This is a genomic window from Cronobacter condimenti 1330, from assembly GCF_001277255.1.
GTDB classification, from domain to species: domain Bacteria; phylum Pseudomonadota; class Gammaproteobacteria; order Enterobacterales; family Enterobacteriaceae; genus Cronobacter; species Cronobacter condimenti.
On sequence record NZ_CP012264.1, the window covers coordinates 3,683,494 to 3,697,668 of the forward strand.

The following is a 14,175-nucleotide window of genomic DNA, read 5'->3' on the forward strand; positions in this document are numbered from 1 at the left end:
GCGCCCCCGCCTGCGATCAGTTAAAACTACCGACCAGCGCCTGGCGCTGCTCTTCCAGCTGAATGGTGCGGGTGCAAACCTGATGGCCGAACTGCTGGAAATCCGCCTCCTGGTTTTTCCATTCGTTCTGAATCGCGGTTTGCAGGCCGCCTAAGCTTCCCAGTACGCCTTCCAGCGGGTTGCCGCCGCCTTTCAGCACCGCTTTGGCGCCCATTTCATTAATGCTGTCCTGCAGAATACCGCCCATTGCCTGATTCACCAGCTGCTGGCCGTCGGCACGCACCTGATCAATGGCTTTGTAGTGGAACGTCAGCCCGTCGTCGCGATGCTCGATAATGCGGTTCATCTGCGTTTTGAGCTGCGCGTCGAGTTTGGTCAGGCGCCCACGCATGCTGCTGTTTTCGCCCACTTCTTTCGCAATAATTTTATCCAGCGCGACGCGGCCTTTCTCCACGCGCGCCAGCGCGCCCTGATCGACCCACGGCAACGTGGCACGCAGCGCTTTCTGATAATCAAGCGCCTGCTGACGCTGGGCGGCGGACAGCGTCACGGCCTTACCGTTGAACTTCACTGCGCCATCCGGGCCGATCACCAGATCGCCGTTTTCACCCACCACCTGAACGGTCTGGGGCTTAAGCACCACGTCGTCGCGCGGCGTGACGCTGCATTTGTATTCCGCCTGGGCCTGCATCGCCGTTACCAGCAACAGGCCCAGTAGCGCTTTACGCATCATACTCGCTCCTGAAAGACGAACGGGTCGGCAGAACCGACCCGTTTTTTAACTTAATCCCACCAGATGTCGACCAGCTCGCTGACCTGAACATCGGTCATGCCGCGCGCGTCGAGCCATTTGCGCACCACTTCGCGGTCTTCATCGGTACATTTGCCGATCTGCTGGCGGAACACCAGACCTTCCCAGGCCTGGTTGCCGCTGCCGCCAAAGGCCAGGCCGTTTGGCTCAATCGCTTCGTTGATAAGTTCATCAACCGTGGTGTTGATCTGCTCATCCGTGGCGCCCTGCGGGAAACGCCAGGTTACCGTAAAGCCCAACTCCTGGAATTCGTCGATGTGCATCTTTTTACGCAGACGACGGCTACGGTTCTTCGCCATTATTTTACTCTCCCGAACATTAAATCCCATACGCCGTGGCCAAGACGATGGCCACGCTGTTCAAATTTGGTCACCGGGCGTGAAGCCGGGCGCGGTACATAGTCCTGTGAAGGAGACAGGTTCTCATAACCTTCCACTGACGACATTACTTCGAGCATATGTTCGGCATAAGGTTCCCAGTCGGTGGCCATATGGAAGACGCCACCCGGCTGTAATTTGCTCAGCACCAGTTCCGCAAACGGCGCCTGCACGATGCGGCGCTTGTTGTGGCGCGCTTTGTGCCACGGATCCGGGAAGAACAGCTGTACCATATGCAGCGAACCGTTGGGGATCATTTTCTCCAGCACTTCCACCGCGTCGTGGCACATCACGCGCAGGTTCTCGACGCCCTCGTCATGTGCAGCGCTCAGACATGCGCCTACGCCCGGCGAGTGTACTTCAATGCCTAAGAAATTCTGCTGCGGATTGGTTTTCGCCATTTCCACCAGCGACGAGCCCATGCCGAAGCCGATTTCCAGCGTCACCGGCGCGTCGCGGCCAAACAGCGTCACGAAATCGAGCGGCTCTGCGCGATATTCAACGCCCATCACCGGCCAGTAGTGGTCCAGCGCGTGCTGCTGCCCTTTGGTCAGGCGCCCCTGGCGGCGGACAAAGCTGCGAATCCGGCGCAGCGCGCGGCCGTTTTCATCAAATTCCGGTGAAATAACGTCGTTATTCATGGCGATTAGTCTGTTTGAGTAGTGGTTCGGGAAACGGGCATTATCCAAAGATAGTTGCCCGATGCAAGCACAGGAAAGTTCCTGTTTACAGCCCGCAGGGCCTGTGCTGGAATCACAGCCCCTGATTTCTACAAGCCGGAAGCCACGCGTTAATGATGCAGGCACAGCAGTTCTCCCGCCAGGTGCTCGACTGGTTCGACAAATATGGGCGCAAAACCCTTCCCTGGCAGCAGGAAAAAACCCCTTACAAAGTATGGCTCTCGGAAGTGATGTTGCAACAAACGCAGGTCACGACGGTTATCCCGTATTTTGAACGCTTTATGGCACGCTTTCCTGACGTTACGGCGCTTGCGAACGCGCCGCTCGACGACGTGCTGCATCTGTGGACCGGCCTTGGCTACTATGCCCGCGCCCGTAATTTACATAAAGCGGCGCAGCAGGTGGCGACGCTGCACGGCGGCAAATTCCCTGAAACCTTCGAAGAAGTGGCGGCCCTTCCGGGCGTGGGCCGCTCCACCGCAGGCGCGGTGCTGTCGCTCTCGCTTGGCAAACATTTTCCGATCCTAGACGGCAACGTGAAGCGCGTGCTGGCACGCTGTTATGCAGTCGACGGCTGGCCGGGTAAAAAAGACGTGGAAAACCGCCTGTGGAAGATAAGCGAAACGGTGACCCTCGCAGAGGGCGTGGCGCGCTTTAACCAGGCGATGATGGATCTCGGCGCGATGGTTTGCACCCGCTCGAAACCAAAATGTGAGATCTGCCCGCTTAACACTGGCTGCGAAGCCTTTGCGCACCAAAGCTATGCGAAATACCCCGGCAAGAAGCCCAAACAGACGCTGCCTGAGAAAACCGGCTTTTTTCTGCTGCTCCAGCATGACGATACGCTGTTTTTACAGCAGCGCCCACCGGTGGGGCTGTGGGGCGGCCTGTACTGTTTTCCGCAGTTCGACAGCGAGACGGCGCTTCGCGAATGGCTGCACGCGCGCGGTATTTCCGCCGACGGATTGACGCAGCTTACTGCCTTTCGCCACACCTTCAGCCATTTCCATCTGGACATCGTGCCGATGTGGCTTGGCGTGCAGCAGACGGCTGCCTGCATGGATGAAGCGCCGGGTCTCTGGTATAACTTAGCCCAGCCGCCTGCGGTGGGCCTTGCCGCCCCCGTTGAGCGCCTGTTACAGCAAGTGCGCGCTGAACCGGTGGCACCCCGCCCCGCTCGCGCCATTCATGAGGATTAATGATGAGCAGAACGATTTTTTGTACCTTCCTTCAGCGCGACGCCGAAGGCCAGGATTTCCAGCTTTATCCGGGCGAGCTGGGTAAGCGTATTTATAACGAAATCTCCAAAGAGGCCTGGGCGCAGTGGCAGAAAACGCAGACCATGCTTATCAACGAGAAAAAACTCAACATGATGAACCCGGAGCATCGCAAGCTGCTCGAGCAGGAGATGGTGAACTTCCTGTTCGAAGGCAAAAATGTGCACATTGAAGGCTACACGCCGCCGGAACAACAGTAAGGGCCTCTGGCCCTTTCACTTAACCCAACAGCACGCCCGGAATGATGAAAAAAATATTTGCGCTCGCGTTGATTGCGCCGTTGCTCATCTCCTGTTCCAGTAAAAAAAATGCTGAAAACGCCTATAACGAGGCCTGGATTAAGGACACCAACGGGTTTGACATTCTGATGGGCCAGTTTGCCCATAACATTGAAAACATCTGGGGATTTAACGAAGTGTTGATCGCGGGTCCGAAGGACTACGTGAAATACACCGATCAGTATCAGACACGCAGCCACATTAACTTTGACGACGGTACCATTACTGTCGAGACCATCGCCGGGACCGAACCTGCCGCACGCCTGCGTCAGGCGATTATTACGACGCTTTTGATGGGCGACGATCCGGGCTCTATCGATCTCTATTCCGACGTTAACGACATTCAAATTTCCCGCGAACCGTTCCTGTACGGCCAGGTGGTGGATAACACCGGGCAGCCGATCCGCTGGGAAGGCCGCGCCTCGAAATTCGCTGATTACCTGCTGCAAACGCGCCTTAAGAGCCGCAGCAACGGTCTGCGCATTATCTATAGCGTGACGATTAATCTGGTGCCGAACCACCTCGACAAACGCGCCCATAAATACATTGGCATGGTGCGTCAGGCATCGCGCAAATATGGCGTGGATGAAGCGTTGATCCTCGCGATTATGCAGACCGAGTCCTCCTTCAACCCGTATGCGGTAAGTCACGCCGACGCGCTTGGGTTAATGCAGGTCGTTCAGCACAGCGCCGGGAAAGATGTCTTCCGTTCACAAGGGAAATGGGGCACACCAAGCCGTAGCTATCTGTTTGATCCGCAAAGTAACATTGATACCGGCACCGCGTATCTGGCGATGCTCGATAATGTTTATCTCGGCGGTATCGCCAACCCGACGTCGCGTCGTTACGCCGTGATCACCGCTTATAACGGCGGCGCGGGCAGCGTATTGCGTGTGTTCTCCGGCGACAAAGACCAGGCGGTGAATATCATTAACCGCATGACGCCGGGCGATGTTTACGAGACGCTCACGACCCGGCATCCGTCCGCCGAGTCGCGCCGTTATCTCTACAAGGTCAACACCGCGCAGAAGAGTTACCGTCGCAAGTAACCGTGAAGCGCCGCCCAGCGAGGGGTGGCGCTTCGCTTATCCATTCTTCCGATGACGACTGTGTTTATGCACGGCGGGCAAGCGTAGCGCCCCCGCCGTTTTGCGCGCCTCAGGTGCGCAGCATATACCCGTACAATCGCTTAATACCGTCCGGATCGGTCTGGCTATATACGCCCTGCAACTCAGGGGAGAAGCCGGGCAACAGGTTAACGCCCTCTTCCAGCGCCAGGAAATAACGCAGCGCCGCCCCGCCCCACACCTCGCCCGGCACTACGCATAACACACCCGGCGGGTAAGGCAGTGCGCCTTCAGCGGCGACGCGCCCTTCAGCCTCGCTCAGACGTACCAGCTCCACATTGCCGCGGATATACGCCGTATTCGCCTGCTGCGGGTTCATCACGACCTGCGGTAGCGCGTCTTTACGGAACATCGCGCGCTGTAGCGCCTTCACGTCAAAGCTCACATACAGGTTATGCATCTCCTGGCACAGCTTACGCAGCGTGTAGCCTTTATAGCGCACCGGGTATTTCTGGTAGATAGTCGGCAATACATCGGCAAGCGGCGTATCGTCTTCAATATGCTGCTCAAAACGCGCCAGCATTGCGACCAGATGCGCCATCTTCTCTGCGCTCTCAGCGGGCGTCAGCAAAAACAGGATCGAGTTAAGATCTGCTTTTTCCGGCACGATGCCGTTTTCACGCAGGTAGTTGGCGAGGATAGCCGCCGGTATGCCGAATTCGCTGTATTCGCCGGTTTCCGCCTCGATCCCAGGCGTCGTCAGCAGCAGCTTGCATGGGTCGACAAAATATTGCTCGCGCGCATACCCGGCAAAGCCATGCCACGCGGCACCTGGCTCAAAGCTGAAAAAACGTCGTTCACGGGCGATCGCCTCGGTCGGATGATCCTGCCACGGCCTGCCTGCCACCTCGTCCGGGATGAACGGTTTGATCATCCGACAGTTGGCAATAATCGCCTTACGCGCCTCTATCCCAAGCTCCACGCAGTCGGCCCAGAGCCGCTTGCCGCTCTCCCCTTCATGAATTTTGGCATTCACGTCGAGCGCGGCAAAAAGCGGATAAAACGGGCTTGTAGAGGCGTGCAGCATAAACGCGTTATTCAGGCGCTTGTGCGGGCAAAAGCGCGCCTGACCACGAATATGGTTATCTTTTTTGTGGATCTGCGAGGTTTGCGAGAACCCGGCCTGCTGCTTGTGCACCGACTGCGTGACAAAAATCCCCGGATCGTTTTCGTTAAGATCGAGCAGCAGCGGCGAACAGTCGGCCATCATCGGTATAAATTGCTCATAGCCGACCCATGCGGAATCAAACAGGATGTAATCACACAGATGGCCGATTTTATCCACCACCTGACGGGCGTTATAGACGGTGCCATCGTAGGTGCCAAGCTGAATGACCGCCAGACGGAAGGGGCGCGTCTCACGCGCACGCGACGGCGCGACTTCGGCGATAAGCTCACGCAGATACGCCTCATCGAAACAGCGCTCGTCGATGCCGCCGATAAACCCGAACGGATTACGCGCGGCCTCAAGATAAACGGGCGTGGCGCCAGCCTGAATAAGCGCGCCATGATGGTTGGATTTATGGTTATTGCGATCGAAGAGCACCAGATCGCCCTGCGTCAGCAGCGCGTTGGTCACGACTTTATTCGCCGCCGACGTGCCGTTGAGCACGAAATAGGTTTTATCGGCATGAAACACTTTCGCCGCGAACTTCTGCGCGTGTTTGGCGGAGCCTTCATGAATCAGCAAATCACCCAGTTTGACGTCTGCATTGCACATATCGGCGCGAAAGACATTTTCGCCGAAGAAATCGTAAAACTGCCGGCCAGCCGGATGCTTTTTGAAAAACTCGCCGTGCTGGTGGCCGGGACACGCGAAGGTGCTGTTTTGCATTTCTACGTACTGATACAGCGTGTCGAAAAAGGGCGGCAGCAAATTCTCTTCATAAGCCACTGCCGCGGTTTCGAGCGCCAGAAACTCCTGCGCGTTCCCTGTGAGCGTTCCGCTGACTGGCGCGTCGCAGCTTTCGCCTTCTGCCTGGAAAACAAATACCGGCAGGTTAAACCCGGTGCGTTTGAGCAGCGCAAGGATGCCGGTGCGGGTATCAGCCACAGAGAGCACGACGGCTGCAACATCGGTGAAGTCAGTGTTATCAAGCGTCACGATGGCGCGGGACGTCGACAGCAGAGGAGCCACGGCGTGGCTTGCGGCAATTTTTAACGATTTCATAAGCACAAAAACCCTGAGTTTCGGTGTAAGCGCCTTCGGGCACGGCAACGGGACAGTATCCCGGCGAAACGATGATGGCCTGACTGATTACCAGCTCCGACCGCGAGACATCAGTAAAAGCAGAGCACGCCTGATTTTACTGTTGTCGTGCAGTGAGCGTACGGTTGCCTCACCGCATGGTGGGCACAGGGAAGTATGGCGGACAGACGTGACGGGCGCGCGGCATTGTGCAATGTCGCGAAGAAATGACGGCTGCTGTTAGCAAACGCGCGGTCATAGCGGCACACCCTGTCTGGTGGAGAAAAGTCGCGCAATCATGTCACTTTACGCCCGGCGGGGCAAGCCGCTACGGGCATAAAAGTGATTGCTTAATCATTATATTAACCACGCCTATTTTTTAGTGTTTTGATTATTAAGATAAAAAAGATACCGTTAAAATAAGTAATCATAAGTGACGCATAAGGATGCGAATAACTGGCATCCTTTCTCCGTTTACGCATCGGGCTTATGCTGGCCTTAACGTAAAAACTCAAACAGGAGCACAACGTGGTAACGGGACCTTTTATCAATGCAGCGGCGGTGTTGCTGGGCGGGCTACTCGGCGCGGCCTTAAGCCAGCGCCTTCCTGAGCGGCTGCGCAGTTCAATGCCGTCTATTTTTGGCCTCGCCTCGCTCGGTATTGGTATTTTACTGGTGATGAAATGCGTGAACCTGCCGGTGATGGTGCTCTCCACACTGCTCGGCGCGCTGATTGGCGAGCTCTGTTATCTCGAAAAAGGGATCGGCAGTGGGGTACACAGGCTGCATGGTCTGGCGCGCCGCCTGCGGCCTGCGAAAAACGCGCGTCCGGCGCAGGATAATGTCGTACAAAGTTTTGTGGCGATTATCGTGCTGTTTTGCGCAAGCGGCACCGGCATTTTTGGGGCGATGCGTGAAGGCATGACCGGTGATAACAGCGTGCTTATCGCCAAGGCGTTTCTCGATTTCTTCACCGCCACGATTTTCGCCACCACCCTTGGCGCGGCGGTGGCGGCCATCTGCGTACCGATGCTGGTGATACAGCTTTCGCTCGCCGCCTGCGCGGTGTTTATCCTGCCGCTCACGACACCCGCGATGATGGGCGATTTCACCGCAACCGGCGGCTTGTTACTGCTGGCGACGGGCCTGCGTATCTGCGGTATTAAGATGTTTGCGGTCGTGAATATGCTGCCCGCGCTGCTGATTTCTATGCCCCTTTCAGCGCTCTGGACGCATTTCTTCGCGTAAGCTGTCAAAACGGCGATTTCGCGAACAAAGTGGCGCAGGAATGGGCGGGCAGCGCAGAATTCGAGGAATTTCGTTGACGTCGCCAGATGAATCGGGTTTAATGCGCCCCGTTGCCCGGATAGCTCAGTCGGTAGAGCAGGGGATTGAAAATCCCCGTGTCCTTGGTTCGATTCCGAGTCCGGGCACCAAATTCATATCAACGGACCTCCACGGAGGTCCGTTTTTGCATTCTAAGCCCGCAAAAATCAACACTTCTACAATCCCTTAACTCCACCTAACTCAATCCACTTCAACCTGCATCAAGTCCCTTACAAGGGTACAACTGAGGGTATAGTCTGATTCGATAAAACCCTTTATCGGCTCACGTGATATTCCCCCCTCAGGACTCCCGATTTACTTGTTCCAGTAAAGGCTGCCGAAGCCAAAGAGATCTATGAGATTGCAGCGCGCCTTCAGCAGCGTATCACTGCAAGCATGCGCTATGTTGCCCGGTCAGGCATTATCATCTATAACCCTGCCGTGGATATGGCTGGCGCTTTAACGACGGTGAAACGCCAGCACCGCCCTGCCCTCGCCTTAAATCGCATGTCAGAGCTTCTTGAACGACGCGATGCATACAGAGGGCAATCTCTCACCCGACAGGCAACTAAACTTACCCTGCTTATTTTCATCCGCTCCAGTGAACTACGCTTTGCCAGGTGGCCTGAGGGCGACGTTAAGAAAGCCCTGTGGACCATTCCGCCTGAGCGGAAACCTACTGAAGGGGTCAATTATTCCCATCGTGGCTCAAAAATGCGAACAGAGCATCTTGTGCCACTCTCTACTCAGGGTTGGACATACTGCAGCAGATCCACACTATCAACGGAGAACATGACTGATTTTCACGGGCGATCACAATCTATGGAAACCCATGAGTGAGAACACGGTGAATAACGCACTGCGGCTGATGGACAAAAGGAACCTCAGCGCTTCAATGATATGAGTAAGCCGAGCATAGTGTTGCTGAGCGAAGGTAAGAGGCCCAATTCCTGGCCCTGTAAAAGCCTGGGAAAAATACGGCATTATTCAACACAGCTTTTAGCTTATTTGTGGCATTCAGTTATCATATTGATAATTTTGCCTAAATTGATTATCGAGAACCTGAAACATCCGAAGAAACCAGCGCCATTAATAACGGCCCCGCCATTTCCAGTCCTTTTAATCCGTCCTTAATCCAGATCCCTTTCTCGCTCCAGTCCAGCCGTGCTGCATGATCAAACTGGTCATAATCCACCGGATATACCAGCGCCGGAATATTCTTCTCCAGGCAATGCCACATAATCCCGGCACCACCGTGGTGAATGACCGCATCATAGCGCGTCAGCCAGTTGTCATAATTCACCCAGGACAGGCGGTAAACATTGTCGTGTTGTTGCTGTCCCGCGACGGTCTGATGCCCATCGGTGAAATGAAATACCCAGTCAGGCAGGGTGTTCGCCAGCGCGATAACCGCATTCATCACCGCATCTTTATGCCAGTCCAGGTGTGTACCGAGCGTCACCAGCACATGGCGTTTATTGGCTTCGAATGGCGGTGCCACGCACTGCGTTGGCGGCGTGTAGAGTGCCGGACCGATAAAGCTGACAGCCGCAGGCCAGCTGCGCGGGAATTCAAATGTTTCTTCGCTGAGCGCCAGAATGCGTAGCGGCGAGTAAGCGCTTTCGCTGCCATCCTGCCGATACAGGCTTTCGATTCCTGTCTGGCGAATAACGTCGCGAAACAGCCAGAATACAGCGAGCTTAAACAGTCGCACTTTTTTTCGTTGCAAGGCGTGCCACAAACGCTGATACGCGTTCTGCGCAGGCATTAACCCGCCGCAGTACGCAGGCGCGCCATCGGGGGTCTCAAGCACGCAGGGTGACGGCAAACTGCTCCACCACAGAACGTCAAGCCTGCGGCAAACGTCACCGACAACAGGCAGTGTAAAATCAGCGATCGCCAGATCGGGCGCACCTTCACGCAGCCACAACTGTTCCATTTCATCACCGAAACTCTTCAATAACCCCACAACCTGGCGAAACTGCCGATACAACCGCAGCGGATGGGAGCCTACCGCATATTTCGGATTCACGACCGACAACAGCGGCGTATCGTAATCGCCGGGCAGCGACAGACCCGTCAGCCCCGCCGCAGTGACAGAAGACGCAACGCCCCGGGTGCTGATAATGCGTACCTGATAACGTTCGGATAGCACGCGTCCCATCGCCAGCACGGGATGTAAATGGCCGGAAAACGGAGGCGCCATCAAATCAATGCGGGTAACGCCCGCAGGAATCAGATCGAATAAACGCTGCATCTACGCTCCCTGTCTCCCTGGTTCATCAATAAACTGGCGACACAGCGCCGCCAGTTGCGGCTGTTCAAGATAATTCATATGACCGCAGGCAATGCGCCTGTCCGCGTGCCGAAACCAGAAGCGCGAAATCCAGTCCCGTTCTCCTTGTACCAGCAAATGACGGCAGTCCGGTCGGCGACGTGCAACCGGACCAAAAGCAAAAACACTGATGCGCGCCAGCCATTCAGGCGGTAAGCGCAACTGATTAAACAGCTCCAGTCCACAACTGCCACAGAGCAGTACCGTGTGGTTTGCTGACGCCAGCATCTCCAGCGCCTGCGGCTGGTAACGCAGGGCAAAGCCAGCTTGTCGCGCACCAAGATATTCCCGGGCGTTATTGACGCTGGCGCGCAGCAGGCCGGTTGTCTGCCACGGCATGGATTGCTCTGTCCACGGAAAATTCACCGCAACCGGCTGATGATGGCCGACAACCCGCTGTATAAATGCCGTCTGCAAAGGACTGAGCGACGCGTTATCCGTACGGCTACGGCCGGTAATAAACGCAATCTGCAAATCAGGTTTTTTCATAGCGACGTAAAACAATCGTTGCTGAAAATACGGTAGCGACGCGAACGCCAGTAAATGGTGCGATTAACCAGCGCATGCAGCAGATGGAACGGCTGCAGTAACTCGGACAACAGTGACAACCACGGACGCGCGGGAATTTCCGGTGCTACGGCGCGCTGGAGACCACGCAGCGCCAGATGGCGTATCACAACGATGCCTACCAGCAGAGCGCCGTGTGCCGTACTACCGAACGCCAGAACCAGCAGCGCCCAAAGCAGCAGCGGGTGCAGTCCCTGCAGTAGAAAAATCGACAGATTAACTGCCGCGCTTTTTTCATGCATCAGCAGCGTGGCAAACAGGAACCAGCGATGCATCTGGCGGAAATAGCGTGTACCGTCAGCCACGCTGGTCTGCACACGCACCGCCGCAGTCGACTGCACAATGCGTACACCATGACGCGTTAGCAGCGTCGCCATCGCCAGATCGTCCGTCAGGTGACGCAGCACTGGCGCAAAGCCGCCGGCGCGCTCCAGCGTTTCACCGCGGATGGCATAACACATCCCATTCAGCGTCAGCGGTGGTGCGAACGTTAACAACGGCAAATAGGTCAGGGCAGAATTATCGTTAACAAACTGCGCCAGCAAACGAGAAGGCAGGTTGTCCGCCGCACGATACCAGGGAAGCGCGGTCACCAGAGAATTATCCGTCAGTTCACTCAACATGTGGCGCAATGACACCGCACTCAATACTGCATCATCGTCCAGCACCAGAATAACGTCGCGGGCCACCTGCGCCCTCACCTGCTCCAGCTTAAACAGCTTGGGATTAACACCTTCCGGCGCCTGAGGAAAGGAGAAAACCGTAATGTGCTGCTGTGGATAGCGCTGTTGCAAACGCTGCGTCACCTGCGCTGCGTCTGCATCGTCATCATCGATAAGCCAGAAAAATGCCGCGCCGCGCAACTGCTCAACAGTTGACGCCAGGACGCTTTCCAGCGCCGGATCGCCGCTGAGGATCGGTTGTATCACCGTCACCGCTTCCAGCTCGCCATGACAACTACGATCTGCTGTACGTACCGCCCTGAGCGCAAAAAAGAGCTTAAAGAGCAGGATAAGCAGCCAGAGGAGAGCAATCAGCAGCATGCGTTCATCGTCCGATAATGTTGTAAAAAATCCTGCACACTTTGCGAAAGGGTGCCGTCTGGTGCGCCAAAATCCTCGCGCATTGCAGTGATATCCAGCGTAGCGGCATAACTAAACACCCCGACACCAAAACGGGTGATCGGCGGTTCACCCGCCAGAGGAAGCCAGCGCCATAGCCACTCCAGCGCCCCCGCAACGCGCAACGCGGTGCCAGGACGCACTGTTTTTACCGGCAACGGCAGATCCAGTTGTCGCAACACATCATCCAAAAATGCAGCCGTCTCAACGGGTTGCCCCGCCGAAATGTTATAGCAGCTTCTCAACTGTGGGTAACGAGCCGCCCGCAGCAGATAATCACACAACATCCCAACCGGCATAATATCGGCCTGCGCTGGAGTGACATCGTTTCGCAGCCTGACAAGTTGCCCTTTTTTGGCCGCGCTCAGCAATGGCGGAAACAGTAATCGATCCCCCTCACCGAACACCGCGCAGGGACGAAAAATCGTTTTCTCGCCACGGTAGGCCTTCACTAACATTTCAGCCCGATACTTACTGTGGCCATACTCACTGGTAAACTGCGGTCCGATTTCCGCGTTTTCACGCACGTTGAATTGATGAGCAAAGCGCGAGTAGACCGCTGAGCTAGAGAGCAGTATCAAGCGGGGAAAACCGCGCTGAATGCAAAAGTCGATTACCTGACGGGTCGTTTCAACATTATCGCGTTCATAGTCCTGTGGCGTTCCCCAGGGCGAGGTTCTGCCTGCGGCATGGATGACTACATCCGGCATAACGTCGAGTTCCGCAAGCCTCTCCAGCGGCAACGTGTGATAACACACCGTGGGCGGGAAATCATTTTCCGTTCGCCGTCCAACGCCGCAGAGTTCGAGATCGGCACGGTCAGCAAAACGGCGCAAAAACGTGCTGCCAATAAACCCTGATGCGCCGGTCAGCAATATCTTCATGCTCCCCCTCCTGGCGTGCGCAACCGCGCTTCACAACAACCGGGCAAACGCCGTGTGGTAAGTCTCATTCCCGTCTCCACTGGCCATTAATTCGTCGACGCTTACTGTCAAACTGCGTCGGAGGTGTTTGCGACATTAACGACCAGCTCAGACGTGAGTGTCGATGCCCTGACGGACCAACAGTTGCGCCAGCACATTACGGCACTGTTCCAACCGTGGCAGGTCGCAATCGGCCATCAACCGGAGATGACTGACCGTGGTTTGCACCCGCCGATAATCCGCCGTCAATTGCTTTTTGGGGATTTGAGTCTCCTCCGCCCCCTGCACTTTCATCGGCACACCGGCGCTGTCGCCAGCAAACGCGGCCACAGCGCCGCCCAGTCAGAACCATGGTCCATCCCCGGCACCACGTCCACCTGCGCGCAGCGCTCGCCCACGGCTTTTTGAAAACGCGCGGCGACAGCGGGCGGCACCGTACTGTCATCGGCACCGCTGAAATGGATTTGCGGCAGGGTTGATAGTTTCGCTGCCACGTCTGCCGCGCTTTGCGCCTCCGGCATGGCGGAAACCCGGTGAAGCGCATTGACGTACGCGACATCGAGATTTCCCGCTACCGTACGCAGCGAAACCACATCCGCACGCCGCGCCGCCAGCAACGCAGCAATATTTCCGCCGCCGGAATAGCCCACCAGTTCTATCCTGGCCTGCGGAAAGCGCTGCATCACCTGATTCAGGGCATCATTCATCGCCTCGATAACGTTTGATGAAAACCGCTTATCTGTCCAGAGATGTGCATGACAGGTGGCCGGTAACGGCGGCCCGATAAACTGGCATGGCCGCGCCAGGTAAAGAAGATTACGGGAAGGATCGGCCGCCGCGAGTTTCAGGCCGATGGGATTATGTGGCGTGGGGTCGTCGGACGGGCGCGTGCGATTCACCCAGGCAAAACCGTCTCCTTCGATATAAACCCGTAAATGCGTGACCGGTGGCGTTATATGCTGCCAGGTGCGAAGCGTTATTCCGCGCGCCGGGAAATCCTCCCGGATAAACCCCCTGCTTTTTGCGATCTCGCTCGCATTTTCACGAAAGTGTTGAGTGGTACAGCCTGCTAACCATAAAGCCATACTAATCAATAATGCACGCGTAAACAGCAGGTGTTTTTTGTCCATTTTTATCTTCCGGCGGGATTTTTATTCAACCAAAA

General features: G+C 56.1%; 14 protein-coding genes, 1 tRNA gene and 1 pseudogene. 6 read left to right on the forward strand and 10 right to left on the reverse strand.

All coding sequences use genetic code 11. From position 1 onward, the window contains the following. Positions 1–16 precede the first annotated feature (16 nt). The 3 genes from AFK62_RS16850 to trmB are packed head-to-tail and all read right to left on the reverse strand — an operon-like array spanning position 17 to position 1,829. A complete protein-coding gene (locus AFK62_RS16850) occupies positions 17–733 on the reverse strand; it encodes a YggN family protein (RefSeq protein ID WP_007674931.1) in 717 nt (238 codons plus the stop codon). A 50-nt stretch (positions 734–783) separates the two neighbouring features. Continuing rightward, positions 784–1,110 carry a YggL family protein gene (locus AFK62_RS16855; protein ID WP_007674933.1) on the reverse strand — a complete coding sequence of 109 codons (327 nt, stop codon included), beginning with the start codon at positions 1,108–1,110 and terminating at the stop codon, positions 784–786. Beyond that, on the reverse strand, positions 1,110–1,829 hold the full coding sequence (gene trmB / locus AFK62_RS16860) for a tRNA (guanosine(46)-N7)-methyltransferase TrmB (RefSeq protein WP_007674936.1): 720 nt from the start codon (positions 1,827–1,829) through the stop codon (positions 1,110–1,112). The genes AFK62_RS16855 and trmB overlap by 1 nt, the downstream gene beginning before the upstream one ends. Positions 1,830–1,981: 152 nt before the next feature. Here trmB and mutY point away from each other — a divergent pair, with 152 nt between their 5' ends. The 3 genes from mutY to mltC are packed head-to-tail and all read left to right on the forward strand — an operon-like array spanning position 1,982 to position 4,472. Beyond that, positions 1,982–3,067 (forward strand): A/G-specific adenine glycosylase, encoded by a 1,086-nt coding sequence (gene mutY, locus AFK62_RS16865; protein ID WP_053532047.1) that lies wholly within the window; start codon positions 1,982–1,984, stop codon positions 3,065–3,067. Positions 3,068–3,069: 2 nt separating this feature from the next. After that, positions 3,070–3,345, forward strand: coding sequence for an oxidative damage protection protein (locus tag AFK62_RS16870; protein WP_007674938.1), 276 nt, complete (start codon positions 3,070–3,072; stop codon positions 3,343–3,345). A gap of 44 nt (positions 3,346–3,389) precedes the next feature. After that, positions 3,390–4,472: a membrane-bound lytic murein transglycosylase MltC gene (gene mltC, locus AFK62_RS16875; RefSeq protein WP_032984518.1), complete on the forward strand. Its 1,083-nt coding sequence runs from the start codon at positions 3,390–3,392 to the stop codon at positions 4,470–4,472. A 109-nt stretch (positions 4,473–4,581) separates the two neighbouring features. On the opposite strand, the gene AFK62_RS16880 is transcribed toward mltC, so the two are convergent. Further along, on the reverse strand, positions 4,582–6,720 hold the full coding sequence (locus AFK62_RS16880; protein WP_007674953.1) for an ornithine decarboxylase: 2,139 nt from the start codon (positions 6,718–6,720) through the stop codon (positions 4,582–4,584). A 546-nt stretch (positions 6,721–7,266) separates the two neighbouring features. On the opposite strand from AFK62_RS16880, the gene AFK62_RS16885 reads away from it, so the two are divergent. From AFK62_RS16885 to AFK62_RS22930, 3 genes and pseudogenes are all read left to right on the forward strand, one after another. Beyond that, positions 7,267–7,986, forward strand: coding sequence for a DUF554 domain-containing protein (locus AFK62_RS16885; protein WP_007674955.1), 720 nt, complete (start codon positions 7,267–7,269; stop codon positions 7,984–7,986). Between the two features lie 112 nt (positions 7,987–8,098). Beyond that, positions 8,099–8,174: transfer RNA gene (locus AFK62_RS16890), tRNA-Phe, on the forward strand. A gap of 161 nt (positions 8,175–8,335) precedes the next feature. Beyond that, a pseudogene (locus tag AFK62_RS22930) lies at positions 8,336–8,935 on the forward strand (tyrosine-type recombinase/integrase); the annotation flags it as partial. Positions 8,936–9,115: 180 nt separating this feature from the next. Here the strand turns inward: AFK62_RS22930 and AFK62_RS16895 are convergent. The 6 genes from AFK62_RS16895 to AFK62_RS16920 form a co-directional block, all read right to left on the reverse strand. Continuing rightward, entirely contained in the window at positions 9,116–10,321 is a 1,206-nt protein-coding gene (locus AFK62_RS16895) for a glycosyltransferase family protein (RefSeq protein WP_007678909.1), read from the reverse strand. Further along, positions 10,322–10,888 (reverse strand): hypothetical protein, encoded by a 567-nt coding sequence (locus tag AFK62_RS16900; protein ID WP_007678917.1) that lies wholly within the window; start codon positions 10,886–10,888, stop codon positions 10,322–10,324. Beyond that, positions 10,885–12,009 (reverse strand): glycosyl transferase, encoded by a 1,125-nt coding sequence (locus AFK62_RS16905; RefSeq protein ID WP_007678921.1) that lies wholly within the window; start codon positions 12,007–12,009, stop codon positions 10,885–10,887. Before AFK62_RS16905 ends, AFK62_RS16900 begins: the two co-directional genes overlap by 4 nt. Continuing rightward, positions 12,000–12,971 carry an NAD-dependent epimerase/dehydratase family protein gene (locus tag AFK62_RS16910; protein ID WP_007678924.1) on the reverse strand — a complete coding sequence of 324 codons (972 nt, stop codon included), beginning with the start codon at positions 12,969–12,971 and terminating at the stop codon, positions 12,000–12,002. Before AFK62_RS16910 ends, AFK62_RS16905 begins: the two co-directional genes overlap by 10 nt. 147 nt (positions 12,972–13,118) lie before the next feature. Beyond that, entirely contained in the window at positions 13,119–13,304 is a 186-nt protein-coding gene (locus tag AFK62_RS16915) for a hypothetical protein (protein ID WP_007678926.1), read from the reverse strand. Further along, entirely contained in the window at positions 13,301–14,140 is an 840-nt protein-coding gene (locus tag AFK62_RS16920; RefSeq protein ID WP_053532048.1) for an alpha/beta fold hydrolase, read from the reverse strand. The genes AFK62_RS16915 and AFK62_RS16920 overlap by 4 nt, the downstream gene beginning before the upstream one ends. Between the last annotated feature and the right edge of the window lie 35 nt (positions 14,141–14,175).